The organism is Mesorhizobium sp. M1252 (assembly GCF_040318265.1).
Taxonomy (GTDB): Bacteria; Pseudomonadota; Alphaproteobacteria; order Rhizobiales; family Rhizobiaceae; genus Mesorhizobium.
Genome location: NZ_JAMYLX010000001.1, coordinates 136,401 through 153,152, shown reverse-complemented (window position 1 = coordinate 153,152; position 16,752 = coordinate 136,401). Strand labels below are relative to the sequence as shown.

General features: G+C 62.7%; 18 protein-coding genes. 10 read left to right on the top strand and 8 right to left on the bottom strand.

Going from position 1 to position 16,752, the window contains the following annotated elements:
• Positions 1-235: 235 nt before the first annotated feature.
• From NKH22_RS00695 to NKH22_RS00685, 3 genes are all read right to left on the bottom strand, one after another.
• The gene (locus NKH22_RS00695; protein ID WP_352908685.1) at positions 236-1,063 is read right to left on the bottom strand and encodes a phosphogluconate dehydrogenase C-terminal domain-containing protein; all 828 of its coding nucleotides are present in this window, start codon (positions 1,061-1,063) and stop codon (positions 236-238) included.
• Positions 1,064-1,480: 417 nt separating this feature from the next.
• A complete protein-coding gene (locus tag NKH22_RS00690) occupies positions 1,481-1,861 on the bottom strand; it encodes a hypothetical protein (RefSeq protein ID WP_352908683.1) in 381 nt (126 codons plus the stop codon).
• A gap of 135 nt (positions 1,862-1,996) precedes the next feature.
• Positions 1,997-2,224, bottom strand: a complete 228-nt coding sequence (locus tag NKH22_RS00685) for a KTSC domain-containing protein (protein WP_023691072.1) — start codon at positions 2,222-2,224, stop codon at positions 1,997-1,999.
• 151 nt (positions 2,225-2,375) lie between these two features.
• On the opposite strand from NKH22_RS00685, the gene NKH22_RS00680 reads away from it, so the two are divergent.
• The 5 genes from NKH22_RS00680 (at position 2,376) to NKH22_RS00660 (ending at position 5,306) form a co-directional block, all read left to right on the top strand.
• Positions 2,376-2,972 (top strand): alpha-ketoglutarate-dependent dioxygenase AlkB, encoded by a 597-nt coding sequence (locus NKH22_RS00680; RefSeq protein WP_023833805.1) that lies wholly within the window; start codon positions 2,376-2,378, stop codon positions 2,970-2,972.
• A gap of 63 nt (positions 2,973-3,035) precedes the next feature.
• On the top strand, positions 3,036-3,422 hold the full coding sequence (locus NKH22_RS00675) for a hypothetical protein (protein ID WP_352908682.1): 387 nt from the start codon (positions 3,036-3,038) through the stop codon (positions 3,420-3,422).
• Between the two features lie 76 nt (positions 3,423-3,498).
• Positions 3,499-3,930, top strand: a complete 432-nt coding sequence (locus tag NKH22_RS00670; RefSeq protein WP_352908680.1) for a cupin domain-containing protein — start codon at positions 3,499-3,501, stop codon at positions 3,928-3,930.
• A 99-nt stretch (positions 3,931-4,029) separates the two neighbouring features.
• A complete protein-coding gene (locus NKH22_RS00665; RefSeq protein ID WP_502908559.1) occupies positions 4,030-4,800 on the top strand; it encodes a copper homeostasis protein CutC in 771 nt (256 codons plus the stop codon).
• Entirely contained in the window at positions 4,800-5,306 is a 507-nt protein-coding gene (locus NKH22_RS00660; RefSeq protein ID WP_352908975.1) for a GNAT family N-acetyltransferase, read from the top strand. The genes NKH22_RS00665 and NKH22_RS00660 overlap by 1 nt, the downstream gene beginning before the upstream one ends.
• Before the next feature lie 66 nt (positions 5,307-5,372).
• Here the strand turns inward: NKH22_RS00660 and NKH22_RS00655 are convergent, their stop codons facing one another.
• The 4 genes from NKH22_RS00655 to NKH22_RS00640 all read right to left on the bottom strand — a co-directional run bounded on the left by NKH22_RS00655 (position 5,373) and on the right by NKH22_RS00640 (position 10,494).
• A complete protein-coding gene (locus NKH22_RS00655) occupies positions 5,373-6,395 on the bottom strand; it encodes an acyltransferase family protein (RefSeq protein WP_352908676.1) in 1,023 nt (340 codons plus the stop codon).
• A 206-nt stretch (positions 6,396-6,601) separates the two neighbouring features.
• Positions 6,602-7,399 (bottom strand): FAD binding domain-containing protein, encoded by a 798-nt coding sequence (locus NKH22_RS00650; protein ID WP_352908675.1) that lies wholly within the window; start codon positions 7,397-7,399, stop codon positions 6,602-6,604.
• 122 nt (positions 7,400-7,521) lie between these two features.
• Positions 7,522-9,870 (bottom strand): xanthine dehydrogenase family protein molybdopterin-binding subunit, encoded by a 2,349-nt coding sequence (locus tag NKH22_RS00645; protein ID WP_352908673.1) that lies wholly within the window; start codon positions 9,868-9,870, stop codon positions 7,522-7,524.
• Between the two features lie 123 nt (positions 9,871-9,993).
• Positions 9,994-10,494: a (2Fe-2S)-binding protein gene (locus NKH22_RS00640; protein WP_023681712.1), complete on the bottom strand. Its 501-nt coding sequence runs from the start codon at positions 10,492-10,494 to the stop codon at positions 9,994-9,996.
• Between the two features lie 248 nt (positions 10,495-10,742).
• Here NKH22_RS00640 and NKH22_RS00635 point away from each other — a divergent pair, with 248 nt between their 5' ends.
• Positions 10,743-11,927, top strand: a complete 1,185-nt coding sequence (locus NKH22_RS00635; protein ID WP_348625835.1) for an FIST N-terminal domain-containing protein — start codon at positions 10,743-10,745, stop codon at positions 11,925-11,927.
• A gap of 3 nt (positions 11,928-11,930) precedes the next feature.
• Positions 11,931-13,274 (top strand): hybrid sensor histidine kinase/response regulator, encoded by a 1,344-nt coding sequence (locus NKH22_RS00630; protein WP_023805427.1) that lies wholly within the window; start codon positions 11,931-11,933, stop codon positions 13,272-13,274.
• Between the two features lie 123 nt (positions 13,275-13,397).
• Here the strand turns inward: NKH22_RS00630 and NKH22_RS00625 are convergent, their stop codons facing one another.
• The gene (locus NKH22_RS00625) at positions 13,398-14,081 is read right to left on the bottom strand and encodes a response regulator (RefSeq protein WP_023672627.1); all 684 of its coding nucleotides are present in this window, start codon (positions 14,079-14,081) and stop codon (positions 13,398-13,400) included.
• 206 nt (positions 14,082-14,287) lie between these two features.
• Between NKH22_RS00625 and NKH22_RS00620 the strand changes: the two genes are divergently transcribed.
• The 3 genes from NKH22_RS00620 to NKH22_RS00610 are packed head-to-tail and all read left to right on the top strand — an operon-like array spanning position 14,288 to position 16,742.
• Positions 14,288-15,010 carry a fumarylacetoacetate hydrolase family protein gene (locus tag NKH22_RS00620; protein ID WP_023691063.1) on the top strand — a complete coding sequence of 241 codons (723 nt, stop codon included), beginning with the start codon at positions 14,288-14,290 and terminating at the stop codon, positions 15,008-15,010.
• A 4-nt stretch (positions 15,011-15,014) separates the two neighbouring features.
• Positions 15,015-15,665, top strand: a complete 651-nt coding sequence (maiA, locus tag NKH22_RS00615) for a maleylacetoacetate isomerase (RefSeq protein WP_023688172.1) — start codon at positions 15,015-15,017, stop codon at positions 15,663-15,665.
• A 36-nt stretch (positions 15,666-15,701) separates the two neighbouring features.
• Positions 15,702-16,742 (top strand): zinc-dependent alcohol dehydrogenase family protein, encoded by a 1,041-nt coding sequence (locus NKH22_RS00610; protein ID WP_352908671.1) that lies wholly within the window; start codon positions 15,702-15,704, stop codon positions 16,740-16,742.
• Positions 16,743-16,752 lie beyond the last annotated feature (10 nt).

Sequence of the window (16,752 nt, the reverse complement as noted above, 5' to 3'; positions counted from 1 at the left end):
GGCTGAAATGCCGTTGCCGGCTTCCCAAACGATCGCTGCTCCCCCGCCGTCCCTCCACTCGCCCAGGCTTCGTACTTCTCGCGAATCCTTGCCCAAGCCATCAACAGCTAAGCCAACTGGTATGATGAGTCAATCACTAATTGAGGTGACATGTGCCAACTGAGCGAAAGCATCTGGGCATGGCGGGTGTGTCGAGCCATCGAGGCGCTCCGGCAAGCGCCCGACTCGCTCTGTCTCAAGTAATGCGCCGAATGCTCGCGGCGATCTCTTCCGGCTCGAACACCCGCTTCCAGTCGTCGCGCATCAGCACCGGCTTGCCGAACTCGATCGCCTTGTTGCAAGCGTCGGAAAACACACCCTTGGTCTCGCCGAAAATGACGGCGCCGAGCACGTTCATGTGGCCGAGCAGGAAATCGAGCGCCGCCTGTTGGTCGACGCCACGCGCGACGACCTCGTCGACGGCTTCCTTCATGACGACAAGCAGTGATGCGCACACCGTCTCCGATAGACCGGGCTCCAGCAGCGCCATCTGTTCGACGGTGACACGGTGCGAGCGCATGACCGGCGCCCAGATGATTTTTGCGACCGCCTCGCCCTTGGCGTAGTCCGCTTCCGGCCCCTGCATCAGCGCGCTGACCATATGCTGCTTGGCCTTGACGCCGCCAAAATAATCCTTCTTGGCCGCCATGTCGGTCTCGTCGTTGAAGATCGGCGGATGACAGGGATGGGTGACGAAATAGGTCAGGTCCGGCCGGTTGGGCAGATGGCCGGCGAAGGGTGCGGCCGCGTCGAGCACTATCACCATCGTGCCAGGCGCGAGCTTGCTCTCGATATCAGCCGCCACCTTGCCGATATGCGTGTCGGGAACGGCCAGGATGACGATATCCGCCCCGGCGAGCGCCGCACCGGCACTGACCGCGTCGAAGCCCAGTCCGGTCTTCAGCCGCTCGCGGCCGGCCTCGCTGACCTCGACATGGCGTACCGTGTAGGGCGATCCGCGAAAATTGGTCGACAGGCGGTAACCCATTTTGCCGCCGGCACCGAACAGCGCAATCGTCGTCATCTATCCCTACTCCCGCATTAAACGACGGCCGCGCCGATCGTCATGTTATTAACTGGTATAATCACCTTACCACGAATTGAGGAGTTGAACAGGGCTTTGATGAGCGGCTATACGGGCGCCCGTTTGGATTCCGTCCGCACGATTTCCGCGGTGGCGGCCGAGAATTCAACCAAGCCAGAGCGCCGTTGCCTTTCCAGACGTTCGATGCCCGCGTTAGAAGCCTCCAGGTCCATTTTTGCGGGGGCTCGGTCGCGAGGTGACGGTGGGGGGCCACCAGCAAGGCGAAGCGCGTCCGCGCGGTCCGGTCGCGTTTTCGGGCCGTGAGTTCTCGCGGCGATTTGGCGAAGGGCTATAGAGAGCGCTTCGCCGGGGTTCCGGCGAGCCAAATCACTTCTAGTCGATCATGCCGACAATTATTTACCGGTAGCTTCCCGGGTCCTTGGCTTTCTCCGCCCGACAGCTGTCCGTGCGTTGCGCCGCCGTGCGGAAAGCGCCTTCATAAAGCCTGATGGCTCTCTTGAATTTGGGGGGATTGGGCATCAGGTGTTTATCTTGCACATCGTACAAGATGTATATCGCCGTTATTTTGGATTTTCCGTCTGGAGTCAGCTGCAGCGCCGGGCATCGCGTCGTAACGGCGATGACGTTAGCTGACCATGTTACGACCAATTTCAACTGGGCGTCGGACAGCCCGGCCAGATAGTTGATGTTTTTTTGATAGGCAGGGTCGATGTGTTGTCGATTATCTTTTGCAGACGCAGCGGAAGACAGGACACCTACCACGCCGAGTATACTCAATATGCATTTCAAAAGCTGCCTCCCCCAATGTTATGGCCATCTCGACCACGGCATTGTCCTCCCCACAAAGCAGGTTGAAACAAGTCAATTCGAAAAGCAATTGGGGTTCGCGACCTTATACGGATCACCGCACCTTCAGAACCCGGTTGCTCGCGGACGCCCTTCTTCAACCAGGTGAAACCGGTAGCGGTCGCGCACGAACTCGTTGAAAAATTGCCCTTTCGAGAAGGCGGCCCGGAACGCCGCATAGGTCTCGGGCTCGACCTCTTCATAGTCGTAGCGGGCTCCGCTCGGGACGAACCAGACCGAGAGGATTTTCGTCGACGGGTCGTAGTGGGTGTTGCGAATGGCAGTGGACGGCATGTCGAAAATCCTGCTTCGTCCCCAAATCTTTCGCCCCAAATCCTGCTTCGAGCATGCGTAATGCCGCAACGATGCGGAGGTTCCGTCAGGGAGGCGCACCACAACGCCGAAAATCTTGCCCGGGCCGCGAGGCTTCCTATCTCTCCGTCAGATGTCACAGACGAAATCCAGTACAACAGCGTATGCCAGCCAGGGCGATCTCTTCGGCGCGGCCGACACGCTGCCGGAAGGATTTTCTTACCGGCCCAGCCTGATCACAACGGACGAAGAGGCGGAACTGGTCCGTCACCTCAATGAACTGTCCTTCAAGCCGTTCGATTTCCATGGCCATATTGCCAACCGGCTGGTCGCCGGCTTCGGCTGGCGCTACGACTACGACCGGCGACAGGTCGTCGAAGCGCCGCCCATCCCGAAATTCCTGCTGCCGCTTCGCGACAAGGTCGCGGATTTTGCCGGCAGGCAGGCCACGGAATTCGCGCAAGTGCTCATCAACGAGTATCGGCCGGGCGCGGGCATAGGTTGGCATCGCGACAAGCCGCATTTCGATCTCGTCGCCGGCGTCTCGCTGCTGGCGCCCTGCAGCTTTCGGCTGCGCCGCAAAAACGGCTCGAAATGGGATCGCGAGACGATCGAGGTCGAACCGAGGTCCCTCTATCTCATGGACGGTCCGGCGCGCCACGAGTGGGAGCACAGCATTCCGCCGGTCGCCGGGCACCGCTATTCGATCACGCTGCGCACTCTGAAATAGCGACACTCCAAGCCACGCAGCAGCCGCTCTGGAAGGCCGAGCGCAGTTGTGCTTCGATTGCATATGAGCGTGGATCGCAGCAGAGTTTTGGTTACCCGCGTGGCGCTCTTTCTGTGGGCATGCCTGTCCTGCGTTCTGGCTCTGCAGTGGCTCGTCGACCTTGGCATGGTCGGCTTTCCCGACGGATACATAACGCCCTATGCCCGAGCAACGAGCACGCTGTTGCATGTCCTTGTCTGGGCATGCCTGGCTCAAAGTCTCTACTTCGCTTGCCGAGCCTTGCTTGGCAAACGCTTCGAGCCTGCTCCTCTCTTCCTGCAAATCCTGATCGCCTCCGCACTGACTGTCGTGCCGGCATTCATCGTAAAACACTGTCCGCGGTCTCAGGTATGCAGCAACATCTATGAAGCGCTCACGAATACGATGATGGACGACGGCACCGGCGGATGACGTTGTGTCTCCAGTAACTGACGAGAGTTAGAACTTTGGCGTCGCGCCGCGCGGTGGCGGTAAACCTGGAGGAACCATGCGAAAGATTCTGGCATCGATGCTGCTGTTCGCGGCAGCGCTATCTGCAAACCCCGCTCGGGCGCTGGACAGTACCATCCCGCCGGTTGTCGTCACACCGCTTGCCGATCGCAGCCAGACGGCGTCCGGCCAGCCGATCGTGCTGCCGCAGAAAAATGTCCAGGTGCTGGTTTCAACCTATGACATTGCGGTCGGTGCCACTCTGCCGGTGCACCAGCACCCGTTTGCCCGCTACGCCTATGTCGAGGCCGGGACACTCAAAGTGACGAATGTCGAGACCGGCAACAGCAACACCTACAAGACGGGCGATTTCATCATCGAGATGATCGGCCAATGGCACCAGGCCACCAACATCGGCGACGGTCCGGTCAAGCTGCTGGTCATCGACCAGGTCGAACAAGGCGCCAAGAACACGGTGCTGCGCCAGTAATTGCGGATCGGCCGGGTTGCCGGGCTGGCCCAAGCAGCGACTGGCTGTTCCGGCTTCCCCACCAACCGAGCCGATGCTAGGGCTGGCCGTCATGCAATCATGAAGGATCGCCCCTTGGCCGGAAATGCTCGCCCCCTGATCGAAATCTGCGTCGAAGGCATCGATGGGCTGCTTGCCGCGCAGGCCGCCGGCGCCGACCGGGTCGAGCTCTGCGCCAGCCTGGTCGAAGGCGGCATCACGCCCAGCCTCGGCACGGTGCGCGCCGCACTCGAGAGCGCGACCATTCCCTTCCATGTCATCGTGCGCCCGCGCGGCGGCGATTTCCTCTACAGCGAGGCCGAATACAGCTCGATGCTCGCCGATGTCGCAGCGCTTCGTGACCTCGGCGTCGCCGGTGTCGTCGTCGGTTGCCTCAATGCCGACGGCACCATCGATGAAACGCGCATGGGCGCGCTGGTCGATGCCGCCGGTCCGCTCGCCGTTACCTGCCACCGCGCCTTCGACATGACGCGCGACCCGGCCGAGGCGCTGAAAGCGCTGATCCGCTGCAAGGTCGGCCGCGTGCTGACCAGCGGCCAGAGGGACACCGCGGTGGAAGGCGCCGGCCTGTTGGCGGATCTCGTCCGCCAGGCCGACGGCCGCATCATCATCCTCGGCTGCGGCGCGCTGGACCCCGAAAACATCGCCGGGGTGCTGGCATCAACCGGGCTGACGGAACTGCATTTCGCCGCGCTCAAGGACGTACCGAGCGCCATGGCCTACCGCAACCCTGATGTCGGCATGGGCGGCGGCGATCTCGACCGCGAATACCGCACCACAGTCACCGATGGGGCGCTGGTTGCCGCGACGATTGCGGCGGCCAGAGCATGATGAGCGAAGCCGTGACTGGGCCGTCGCCGATCAGCCGTGTCTCGCCTCAGGACGAAGCGGCCATTCTCGCACTCAACAACGAGCACGCCACCGAACTGTCATGGCTCGAGCCCGAACGGCTGTCCTTCCTGCTTGGCGAAGCGTTTTACATCAGGCGCATCGGCACGCTCGAAGCCTTCATCATGACCTTCGACCAGAATGCGTCCTACGACAGCCCGAATTTCCTCTGGTTCCGCGAGCGCTATCCACGCTTCGTCTATGTCGACCGCGTCGTCGTCGCGGCGCAAGCGCGCGGCCGCGGCCATGCCCGCCAGCTCTACGAGGATCTGTTCGGGGAAGTCACCCGCGCGGGCCACAGCATCGTCACCTGCGAGGTGAATGCCGAACCGCCCAATCCGGCTTCGGACGCCTTCCATGCCGCGCTTGGCTTCGCCGAGGTCGGCGACGCGGTGATCCATGGCGGCAAGAAGGCGGTGCGCTACTACCTCAGGCAGATTGCGGGCTGACGCATCGCTGGCTGATGATCGGCAAGCAGATCGCCACGGCAGCATAAGATTAGGAGTCCGTAGCCCTCACCAATTCCGGTTCAGCCAGGCCCGCGCGGGCTTCTCGACCAGATAGTAGCTGCATAATGCACAGGCGAAGACAGCCGCCAGCATCGGGATCGGTGCACTGCCCTGCTCGGCGACGAATTTGTAGAAGGGCTGTTGCCAGAGATAGAGCGAGTACGACCATAGCCCGATCATCACCATCGGCCTGGATGAAAGCAGGCCGGTAAGATGCCAGTTGCTGGTGTCCAGCGTATTGACGGCAAGCGCCAGCAACGGCACCGACAGTAGGTAATGGATCGGCGTCGGCACCGGATCGAGGAACAGCAATATAGCCGCCGCCGCCGACACGAGGCTGACATAGGGGCTCTTCAGGAATGCCGGCAGCCGATCATCGTGCTTGAGCAGGCAGATCGATGCCGACAGCAGGATCGAGGCGATATGCACATCGGTGCGCCAATAGCTGTGCTCGTAATCCATGCCGAGTACCCAGTACGAAATGGCGCCATTGGCCATCGCCAGCAGCGACAGCGTCACCAGCAGCCGAACGACATTACCCCGCCCGGTCACCACCACGCTGATCAGCGCCAGGATGATGTAGGCATGCTCTTCCACGCATAGCGACCAGATGTGGTCGAGCGCGCCGGCGCGGGTGATGAGAATTCCGGCATAGTTGTAGGTGAATGTCAGCGCCGTCAGCGCCGCCTTCCATTTGAAGGCGATAAAGGTGCCGGAGAGCCCGATCATGGCTGATATCACGAACACCAAAAGCGCGGGATAGATGCGCGAAAAGCGGCGCTTGAAGAATTTTTTCAGCGGGAAGCGTTCGATGAACAGGATCTCGCCCATCAGCCGGCCTGAGAGCACGAAGAAGAACTCGACGCCGAGCACGCCGAGATTGATCCCGGGAACGGGGAAGAAATGGCCGATCAGCACCAGTGCGATCGAAAGCCCGCGCCAGCCATCGAGATAGGCCAGTCTTGCTCTAGCTGCTTTGTCGGCTGTGGCCCGCGGCAGGGCAACAGACGCTGCGGAGATGTCGGCCATGCCCGTCCTTCGCACTCAAGAACCGATGCAGCGCGCATCGCTGCGCCACGGATTCGCCTCGTATTCCCGCCCGGTTTATATTGCAGTGCGGGATAACTTTGTGCAAGTGCGAAGCTTTGAGATTGGCGCGTGTTGGCGCCAACGTTTGTGATCGCAAAAAAGAAAAGGGGCCGCAATGGCCCCTTCCCGTCTCGAATTGGCACTGTTCAACCGTTGGCGGCGTTCACCGCGCGCTTGGCCATCACGGCGATCAAATTGGCGCGGTATTCGGCCGAAGCGTGGAGGTCGGTCATCAAATTCTTCGCCGGCACTTTCACGCCGTCGAGCGCCGATGCGGCAAAATTCTTCGCCAGTGCTGTTTCGATCTCCTTCGAGCGGAACACACCGTCATCGCCGGCGCCGGTAATGGCAACGCTGACCCCGTCCTTGCCCTTTGCCACGAACACGCCGACGATCGCATAGCGCGAGGCCGGGTTGCGGAATTTTTCGTAAGCAGCCTTGGCCGGCGCGGTAAAACTCACCGCGGTGATGATCTCGCCTTCTTTCAGCGCCGTTTCGAACAGGCCGGTGAAGAATTTCGCGGCTGAAATCTCGCGCTTGTTGGTGACGATGGTGGCGCCCAGCGCCAAGAGCGCCGCCGGATAATCGGCGGCTGGGTCGTTGTTGGCGACCGAGCCGCCGATCGTGCCCTTGTGGCGCACCGCCGGATCGCCAATCAGCGACGCAAGGTGCGCAAGCGCCGGACAGGCCTTCCGCAGCTTCTCGTCATTGGCGACGTCGTAATGGGTTGTGGCGGCGCCGATGGTGACGGTCTTGCCCGACACCTTGACGCCTTGCAGTTCCTTGATCCGCGACAGGTCGATCAGGTCGGAGGGTGCGGCGAGCCGCGTCTTCATCGCCGGGATCAGCGTCATGCCGCCTGACAAAAGCCTGGCGTCGCCGCTCTTCACCAGCTTGGCGGCGTCGGCGACCGAGGCGGCGCGGTGGTAGTTGACTGCGTACATGGGATCCTCCCCTGAAGTGGTTAGGCAGTAGTGAGTAGTCAGTAGTGAATGCTCAGCTGCCGTTGGCGATGAAGCTCTTCGCTAATCACTAATCACTACTCACTACTCACTACTCACTCTGTTCAATGCTTCGCCGCCCTAATCGCCGCCCACACCGTCAACGGCGAGGCCGGCATGGCGATGTCCACAATCCCCAAAGCGTCGGTGATGGCGTTCATGACCGCTGGCGGCGAGCCGATGGCGCCAGCCTCGCCACAGCCCTTGATGCCGAGCGGATTGCTCGGACACGGCGTGTTCGAGGTCGACACCTTGAATGACGGCAGGTCGTCCGCGCGCGGCATGGTGTAATCCATGTAGCTCGCCGTCAGCAGCTGCCCGCTATCGTCGTAGTGAGCGCCTTCCAGCAGCGCCTGGCCGATGCCCTGGGCGATGCCGCCATGCACCTGGCCCTCGACGATCATCGGGTTGATGATGTTGCCGAAATCGTCCGCGGCGACGAACTGGACGATCTCGGTCGTGCCGGTTTCCGGATCGATCTCGACCTCGCAGATGTAGCAGCCGGCTGGGAAAGTGAAGTTCGCCGGATCGTAGAAGGCGGTTTCCTTCAGTCCCGGCTCCATGCCTGCCGGCAGATTGTGGGCGGTGTAGGCGGCAAGCGCCACCTGGAACCAGGGCAGGCTCTTGTCGGTGCCGGCAACCTTGACCTCGCCATTCTCGATGACGATGTCGCCCTCGTCGGCCTCGAGCAGATGGGCGGCGATTTTCTTGGCCTTGGCCTCGACCTTGTCGAGCGCCTTGGCAATTGCCGACATGCCGACCGCGCCCGAGCGCGAGCCGTAGGTGCCCATGCCCATCTGCACCTTGTCGGTGTCGCCATGGACGATCGACACCGAGTCGAGCGGCACGCCGAAGCGCTGGGTGACCAGTTGCGCGAAGGTCGTCTCATGGCCCTGGCCGTGGCTGTGCGAGCCGGTCAGCACCTCGATCGTGCCGACGGCATTGACCCGCACCTCGGCCGATTCCCACAGACCGACGCCGGCGCCGAGCGAACCGACCGCCGCCGACGGCGCGATGCCGCAGGCCTCGATATAGCAGCTCATGCCGATGCCGCGCAGCCTGCCCTGGCTGGCGGCCGCCGCTTTGCGCTTGGCAAAGCCGGCATAGTCGGACGCCTGTGTCGCCGCATCGAGTGAAGCTCCATAGTCGCCGGCGTCATAGTTCATGATGACCGGCGTCTGATGCGGAAACTCGGTGATGAAATTGGCGCGCCGAAGCTCCGCCGGAGACACGCCGAGTTCGCGTGCGGCGGTCTCCATTGTGCGTTCGAGCAAATAGGTCGCTTCCGGCCGCCCTGCCCCACGATAGGCATCGACGGGTGCCGTGTTGGTGTAGACGGTGCGCACATTGGCGTGGATCGTCGGGATGTTGTACTGGCCCGACAGCAGCGTCGCGTAGAGATAGGTCGGCACGCAAGACGAGAACAGCGACATGTAGGCGCCGAGATTGGCGATGGTGTCGACTTTGAAGCCGGTGATCTTGTTGTTCTTGTCGAACGCCATTTCGACCGTCGAGACATGGTCGCGGCCATGTGCGTCGGTGAGGAAGCTTTCGGTGCGGTCGGCGACCCATTTGACCGGCACGCCGGTCTTCTTCGACGCCCAAAGGCAGACGATCTCTTCGGGATAGATGTAGATCTTCGAGCCGAAGCCGCCGCCGACATCGGGCGCAATGACGCGCAGTTTGTTTTCCGGTGCGACATTGTAGAAGGCGCTCATCACCAGCCGCGCGACATGCGGGTTCTGCGACGTCGTCCAGCAGGTAAAATGGTCCTCGGCCTTGTCGTAATGGCCAAGGGCCGCGCGCGGCTCCATGGCGTTGGGAACCAGCCGGTTGTTGACGATCTTCATGCGGGTGACATGGGCCGCCGCCTGGATCGCCGCGTCGGTCGCCTTGGCATCGCCGATCTCCCAGTCGAAGATAAGATTGTCCTCGGCTTCGGCATGGACCTGCGGCGCACCTTTTTGCAGCGCCTTGGTGGCATCGACCACCGCCTTCAATTCCTTGTAGGTGATCTCGACCGCTTCGGCCGCGTCGCGGGCCTGGCCCTTGGTTTCCGCCACCACGATGACGACCGCGTCGCCGACATAGCGCACCTTGTCGACGGCCAGCGGCGACCACGCGCCCATCTTCATCGGCGAGCCGTCCTTGGAATGGATCATCCAGCCGCAGATCAGGTTGCCGATGCCGTCGGCCTTGAGCTCCTTGCCGGTCAAGACGCCGATGACGCCGGGCATCGCCTGCGCTCGTCTGACGTCGATCTTCTTGATCTGAGCATGCGCGTGCGGGCTGCGCACGAAAGCGGCATGCTTCATGCCGGGAACCACCATGTCGTCGACATAGCGGCCGGCGCCGGTGATGAACCGTTTGTCTTCCTTGCGCACGACCCGAGCGCCGATGCCTTCAATGCCCATAGGAATTCCTCCGGAATAGCGAATAGTGAGTAGCGAATAATGAACAGTGAGTAGGGAATTGTGCTCGGAGCGGTTCGGCTAAACCGACTACTCACTATTCACTATTCACTACTCGCTTCTTTCTTACGCTGCCTGTTTCGCCCTGCCCTTCGGCACCTTCGCCATCGTCTGCGATGCGGCGAGGATCGCCTTGACGATGTTGTGGTAGCCGGTGCAGCGGCAGATGTTGCCTTCGAGCTCGGCGCGCACCGTCGCCTCGTCAAGGCCTTCGGGATGGCGCGCGATCATGTCGGTCGCCGTCATGATCATGCCCGGCGTGCAGAAGCCGCATTGCAGCCCATGATGTTCCTTGAACGCGGCCTGCATCGGATGCAGGTCGCCGCCATTGGCAAGCCCTTCGATCGTCACCACGGTCGACCCGGAGGCCTGCACGGCCAGCATCGAACAGGACTTCACCGCCTTGCCGTCGACATGCACGACGCAGGCGCCGCATTGAGAGGTGTCACAACCGACATGCGTTCCGGTGAGACCAAGATTTTCGCGCAGGAAATGAACCAGAAGCGTTCGGTCCTCGGCAGCGCCGCTGATCCGTTTTCCGTTCACGACAAACGAAACGTCCGACATGCATCCTCCCTGGGTATGACCTTGGTAGTCATGCTGCCGATGCGGCTTTGGCGCTCGGCCATGCGCTATTGGTACACTGCACAAAGCGCAAAAAACACACGGCGCTCATTGTACTTTCGGTCATGGAGAAAACGAAAATCATGGGCCTGTCCGCCCCATTGCCAAAGAGCGAATAGGGGGCAACAATGCCCTCGACGCCAGCGCGCCGAGAGACATAAAACGGGCGCGCGCAGGAAGCGTCGGAGGATATCGGGAGGAAGCCTCTGGCCAGTTCACGGACGAGCTATGCATCCGGTCTGTCGGCGCTCACCACCGACGAGCCCGACGCCGATGCATTCGCCCTGGCGGTCGCCGTCGAGGCCGCAGCCATCGATGCCGGCTTTGCCCTGCTGTTCTTCTCCCAGAGCCTGTTTGACGCGAGCGTCCTTTCGCAAGGGCTGAAGACCCACGCGCCGACGCTGGCCTACGCCGCCTGCTCGACCGCCGGCGAGATTACCCCCCAGGGCCTGGAGGAAGGCCATGTGCTGGCGCTGCTCTTTCCCTCCGCGTCGTTTTCGGCGGTCAGCACCATGGTCGACAATCTCTCCTCGTCGGGCATGGACAGGATCACTGATGAAGTCGAGGGCTTGCGGCGCCTGCTGCGCGGACGCACCGGCAGTTGCCATGCCAAAAGCACCTTCGCGCTCTGCTTCATCGACGGCCTGTCCTTTGCAGAGGAAGCGGTGACCTCGGCCATCCATTGGGGGCTGGACGACATCCCGCTGATCGGCGGTTCGGCGGGCGACGATTTGAAATTCGAAACCACCAGGCTGATTTCGAACGGCAAGGTAGCGTCAGACAGCGCCATCATTGTGCTGATCGCCACCGAGATCCCGTTCCATGTCTTCAAGACCGACAATTTCATCCCAACCGACGAGAAGCTGGTGGTGACGGCATCCGATCCGGACCACCGCACCGTGCGCGAATTCAACGCCACCAATGCGGCTGAGGAGTATGCAGCCTCCGTCGGCATCGTTGCGCAGAACCTGACGCCGATGAGCTTCGCCTCGCACCCGGTGGTGGTGAAAGTGGGCGGCGAATATTACTGCCGCTCGATCCAGAAGATGCATGCCGACGGCTCGCTGTCTTTCTTCTGCGCCATAGACGACGGCGTCGTGCTGTCCATCGCCCAGCCCAAGGACATGGTGGAATCCACGCGCGCCGCACTGCGCGACGTCGAGCAACGGCTCGGCGGCATCGACATGATCCTCGGCTTCGATTGCGTGCTGCGCCGGCTCGATGCGCGCAACCGCCAGGTGTTCCGCGATATTTCGGAGCTCTACCGGGTCAACAATGTCATCGGCTTCGGCACCTATGGCGAACAGTACCGTTCGATGCATCTGAACCAGACCTTCACCGGCATCGCCTTCGGCGAACGTCAGGCGGCGGAATAGCGCATGCCGCTCAGGGATATCGACGACGTCGACAGGCTGAAGAAGATCAACGCCGCTCTGGTCAGCCGCGTCGAGCGCTCGATGGACCAGCAGGGCAATGCCTTCTCGCTATTCCAGACCGCGATTTCACTGGAAAACCGCGTGCGTATGCGCACCGAGGAACTGCACTCGACCTTGCGTCGGCTGGAACAGTCGAACATCGACCTCAGCGCCGCCAAGGAAAACGCCGAACTGGCAAACCTGTCCAAGACCAGGTTCCTGGCCGCCGCCAGCCATGACGTGCTGCAGCCGCTGAACGCCGCCCACCTCTCCGTCTCGGCGCTGGCCGAAGTGCAGACCAGCGACGAGGGCAAGAAGCTGGTCCGCCAGGTCGAGCGCTCGCTGGAGACCATGGAAGACCTGTTGCGCACGCTGCTCGACATTTCCAAGCTCGATGCCGGCGTGGTCCAGCCCGACATCGGCGATGTCAATCTGGAGACGCTGTTTTCCTCGCTGCGGTCGGATTTCCTGCCCGTGGCCGAGATGAAGGGGCTGGCGCTGAAGTTCCGCCCGGTCAGCGCCGTGGTGCGTTCGGACCGCACGCTCTTGCGCCGCATCCTGCAGAATATCCTGTCCAACGCTCTGCGCTACACCCGCTTCGGCGGCGTGCTGGTCGGCACCAGGCATCGCGGCGACACCATCCGCATCGATGTCGCCGACACCGGCTGCGGCATTCCCGAGGATCAGCGCGAGGCGGTGTTCGAGGAGTTCCATCGCGGCTCCGCCATTCCAGCCGATACCGGGATCTCCGGCGGCGGGCTGGGCCTGGGCCTTGCCATCGTGCGGCGCATGGCCGCCGCGCTCGGTCATCCCGTGACGTTCTCCTCGAGGGTTGGGCGCGGCACCATCTTCCACATCGACGTGCCGGTCGGCATCGGCGCCAGCGCCGACGCCATCGCCAGCCTTGCCGAGATGGAGCGGCCGCGCGGCTACGGCCTGTTCGGCACCAAGGTGCTGCTGGTCGAAAACGACGCCGACGTGCTGCAGGCGATGACTTTCCTGCTCGAGCGCTGGCAGTGCCTGGTGCGCGCCGCGACCTCGACCGAGGCTGCGATCAGCCTGCTTGGCGACACCGACTGGGTGCCCGACATCGTCATTGCCGACCAGCATCTCGACGACGGCGACCTCGGCACCGCCACCATCGCCGAAGTCCGCGATTATCTCGGCCGCGCCGTGCCGGCGCTGATCGTCACCGCCGACGGATCGGAGGCCGTCGCCAAGGCAGCCCGCGCCGCAGGCATAGAGCTGATGCGGAAGCCGCTAAAGCCGGCGCAGCTAAGGGCGCTGCTGGCGCATCTGCTGGCTTGAGCCCCATACCCTCCCCTCGATGGGGAGGGTCGGCGCGCAGCGCCGGGGCGGGGTGCAGCGCCAAGCTCCCCCACCCCGCTCCGCTTCGCGGATCGACCCTCCCCACAAGGGGGAGGGTAAAGATCAAAACCCGGCCTGATCGCGAAACAGCTCCGCATTGTCCAGCTTCGACACCTCAATCACCGCTTGCGTGCGGCTGTAGACGTTGAGCTTGCGCAGGATCTCCGAGACATGCGCCTTGACCGTGGTCTCGCCGACCTGCAGCTCGTAGGCGATCTGCTTGTTCAGCAGGCCTTGGCGCAGCATCTGCAGCACGCGCAGCTGCTGCGGCGTCAGTTTGGCCAGCCGCTGCACCATGTCGGCGCGGTCGGCGCTGTCGGCGTCGGGCGGCTGTCCCTCATAGGTCTCCGGCACATAGATCGCGCCCTCCATCACCGAGCGGATTGCGGCCGCAAGATCGCTCTTGCGCGCCGATTTCGGGATGAAGCCGGCAGCGCCATAGGACAACGCCTCGGAGATGATCTTCGGCTCCTCATAGCCCGAGACGACGACCACCGGCAGCCGCGGATGGCGGGTCCTCAGCTGCAGCAACCCGTCAAAGCCATGCACATCGGGCATGTTGAGATCGAGCAGCGCCAGATCGAACGGTTTTATCCCACCCAGGAGATCGAGCGCTTCGGCGATCGAGCGCGCCTCCACCGTGTCGACTTCCGGGTACGCCATCTGCACGGCGCTGTGCAGCGCCTCGCGAAACAGCGGATGGTCGTCGATGATCAGAAACCGGGCGCGATCGTTGATTGCGGTCATGGTGTTCGTTTCAGTTCTCCGTGGGCACGATACTCCCGCTGGTATGGCCAGCTTATTGGCAAATAGTCTATCGCCATCTTAACCCCCGGAGGCGAAGCCGACTTTATCCGACAATCAAGGCGCAGCCGATGCTTTTGCGGAGGCTCCTGCCTTGCCCGGCGGTTCAAATCGGTCAAATGTGCCCCAGTTGAAGCAGAGACCCGCGCATGACAGAATTCGTCTTTCCCTTGCCCGCAACCCCATCGGTCGCCATAGAAGGTTCGGCCGAGCGCTTTGCGGTGCGCCGCATTTTCTGCGTCGGCCGCAACTACGCTGCGCATGCCCGCGAACTCGGCAATGACGAGCGCGACCCGCCCTTCTTCTTCACCAAGCCGGCCGATGCGATGGTCGATTCCGGCACCACGGTCCCCTACCCGCCTTTGACCAAAAACCTGCACCATGAGATCGAGCTGGTGGCGGCGATCGGCAAGGCCGGCTTCCGCATTCCGCGCGCTGAGGCGCTCGACCATGTCTGGGGCTACGGCGTCGGCATCGACCTCACCCGCCGCGACCTGCAGGACGAAGCCAAGAAAGCAGCGCGGCCCTGGGATTGGTCGAAGGCCTTCGACCGCTCGGCGCCCTGCGGTCCGCTGGTGCCGGCCGCCAAATCCGGCCATCCGCAAAAGGGCCGCATCTGGCTCGCCGTTGACGGCGCGGTGAAACAGGAGGGCGACCTCGCCGAACTGATCTGGCCGATCGCCGATATCGTTTCGATCTGCAGCAGTGCGGTTGTACTACAACCGGGCGACCTGATCTTCACCGGCACGCCGGCCGGCGTCGGCGCGGTAGCGCCGGGTCAGACGATGACCGGCGGTGTCGACGGCATCGGCACCATCGAGATCACTGTCGGCCAAGATTCGATCGGCCAAAATTCCACCGATAAGCCGTGATCCGATGAGCGATCTGGTCCTCCATAACTACTACCGCTCCTCCACCTCCTATCGCGCACGCATTGCGCTCGAGATGAAGGGCCTGACCTACGATTACGTGCCGCATCATCTGCGTCATGGCGACCATCTGGAGCCGGCTTACCTGGCGGTCAATCCGCAGGGGCTGGTGCCGGCGCTGATCCTGGGCGACGGCACGCTTTTGACGCAGTCGCTGGCGATCATCGAATATCTCGACGAGACCCATCCCGAACCGCCGCTGTTGCCGAAGGACGCGCTCGGCCGGGCGCGCGTGCGAATGCTGGCGCAGATGATCGCCTGCGACATCCACCCGGTGAACAATCTGCGCGTGCTGACCTCGCTGCGCACTTTGTTCGGCGCCGGCGACCAGGATGTCATCCACTGGTTTCGCCACTGGGTGAACGAAGGGTTCCAGCCGCTTGAAAAGATTCTGGCTTCATCGGATGAGACCGGCACATTTTGCCATGGCGACGCACCGGGCCTCGCCGACATCTGCCTGGTCGCCCAGATCGCCAGCAACGCCCGCTTCGGAGTCGACCTGACACCCTACCCCGAGATCTCGCGCATCCACGCCGCCTGCATGGCGCTGCCGGCCTTTCAGAAGGCAGCGCCGGAGAATCAGATAGATGCCGAATAGGCTCACAATGCCGGAGCAGAGCACGGAGAGTTGCCGATGAAAGCCGTCGTCTTCGAAAAATTCGGCGAAGCGCCGAGAATCCAGACCGTGCCGGATCCTAAACCGGCCGCCGACGGCGTCGTCATCAAGGTCGAGGCGACCGGGCTCTGCCGCAGCGACTGGCATGGCTGGATGGGCCATGACGATGGCATCACACTGCCGCATGTGCCGGGCCATGAACTGGCCGGCATCGTCGTCGCCGTCGGCAAGCAGGTCACCCGCTGGAAGGCCGGCGAGCGCGTCACCGTGCCGTTCTGCGTCGGCTGCGGCCGCTGCTTCGAATGCAATTCGGGCAATCATCAGGTCTGCGAACACCAGACGCAGCCGGGATTCACCGCCTGGGGATCGTTTGCCGAATATGTCGCTATCGAGCATGCCGACACCAATCTCGTACGCCTGCCCGAGGAGATGGAGTTCGCCACCGCCGCCAGCCTCGGCTGCCGCTTCGTCACCTCGTTTCGCGCCATTGTCGACCAGGGCCGGGTGACGCCGGGGGAATGGGTGGCGGTGCATGGCTGCGGCGGCGTCGGCCTGTCGGCGATCATGATCGCCAGTTCCATGGGCGCCAATGTCATCGCCATTGACCTCACCGACGAGAAACTGGACTTCGCCAAAAAGATCGGCGCCGTGGCGACCATCAACGCCGCGACCACGCCGAACGTGGTCAAGGCGGTCAAGCAGATCACCAATGGCGGCGCGCATATGTCGATGGACGCGCTCGGCCACCCCACGACATCGTTCAACTCGATTGCCAATCTGCGCCGGCGCGGCCGCCACGTGCAGGTCGGCCTGATGCTGGGCGAACATGCCCGCCCGCAAGTGCCGATGGACAAGGTGATCGCCTTCGAGCTCGAAATCCTCGGCAGCCACGGCATGCAGGCCTACCGCTACCCCGCCATGATGGAGATGATCCGCACCGGCAAAGTCAAGCCCGAACTGCTGGTCGGCAAGAAGATCAGCCTTGATGAGGCGCCTGCGGCGCTGATGGCGATGGGCGGGTTCGAGGGGATTGGCATTGGGGTGGTGACGAAGTTCTAGGGCGGAGTCG

Bases quoted from the DNA above. Each gene is read 5' to 3' on its own strand.
- NKH22_RS00630 (WP_023805427.1), top strand. From the start codon at position 11,931: ATGCCGCTCAGGGATATCGACGACGTCGACAGGCTGAAGAAGATCAAC.
- NKH22_RS00610 (WP_352908671.1), top strand. From the start codon at position 15,702: ATGAAAGCCGTCGTCTTCGAAAAATTCGGCGAAGCGCCGAGAATCCAG.
- NKH22_RS00695 (WP_352908685.1), bottom strand. From the start codon at position 1,063: ATGACGACGATTGCGCTGTTCGGTGCCGGCGGCAAAATGGGTTACCGC.
- NKH22_RS00620 (WP_023691063.1), top strand. From the start codon at position 14,288: ATGACAGAATTCGTCTTTCCCTTGCCCGCAACCCCATCGGTCGCCATA.
- NKH22_RS00650 (WP_352908675.1), bottom strand. From the start codon at position 7,399: ATGTACGCAGTCAACTACCACCGCGCCGCCTCGGTCGCCGACGCCGCC.
- NKH22_RS00655 (WP_352908676.1), bottom strand. From the start codon at position 6,395: ATGGCCGACATCTCCGCAGCGTCTGTTGCCCTGCCGCGGGCCACAGCC.
- NKH22_RS00675 (WP_352908682.1), top strand. From the start codon at position 3,036: ATGAGCGTGGATCGCAGCAGAGTTTTGGTTACCCGCGTGGCGCTCTTT.
- NKH22_RS00660 (WP_352908975.1), top strand. From the start codon at position 4,800: ATGAGCGAAGCCGTGACTGGGCCGTCGCCGATCAGCCGTGTCTCGCCT.
- NKH22_RS00680 (WP_023833805.1), top strand. From the start codon at position 2,376: ATGTCACAGACGAAATCCAGTACAACAGCGTATGCCAGCCAGGGCGAT.
- NKH22_RS00625 (WP_023672627.1), bottom strand. From the start codon at position 14,081: ATGACCGCAATCAACGATCGCGCCCGGTTTCTGATCATCGACGACCAT.
- NKH22_RS00665 (WP_502908559.1), top strand. From the start codon at position 4,030: ATGAAGGATCGCCCCTTGGCCGGAAATGCTCGCCCCCTGATCGAAATC.
- NKH22_RS00640 (WP_023681712.1), bottom strand. From the start codon at position 10,494: ATGTCGGACGTTTCGTTTGTCGTGAACGGAAAACGGATCAGCGGCGCT.
- maiA (WP_023688172.1), top strand. From the start codon at position 15,015: ATGAGCGATCTGGTCCTCCATAACTACTACCGCTCCTCCACCTCCTAT.
- NKH22_RS00685 (WP_023691072.1), bottom strand. From the start codon at position 2,224: ATGCCGTCCACTGCCATTCGCAACACCCACTACGACCCGTCGACGAAA.
- NKH22_RS00670 (WP_352908680.1), top strand. From the start codon at position 3,499: ATGCGAAAGATTCTGGCATCGATGCTGCTGTTCGCGGCAGCGCTATCT.
- NKH22_RS00645 (WP_352908673.1), bottom strand. From the start codon at position 9,870: ATGGGCATTGAAGGCATCGGCGCTCGGGTCGTGCGCAAGGAAGACAAA.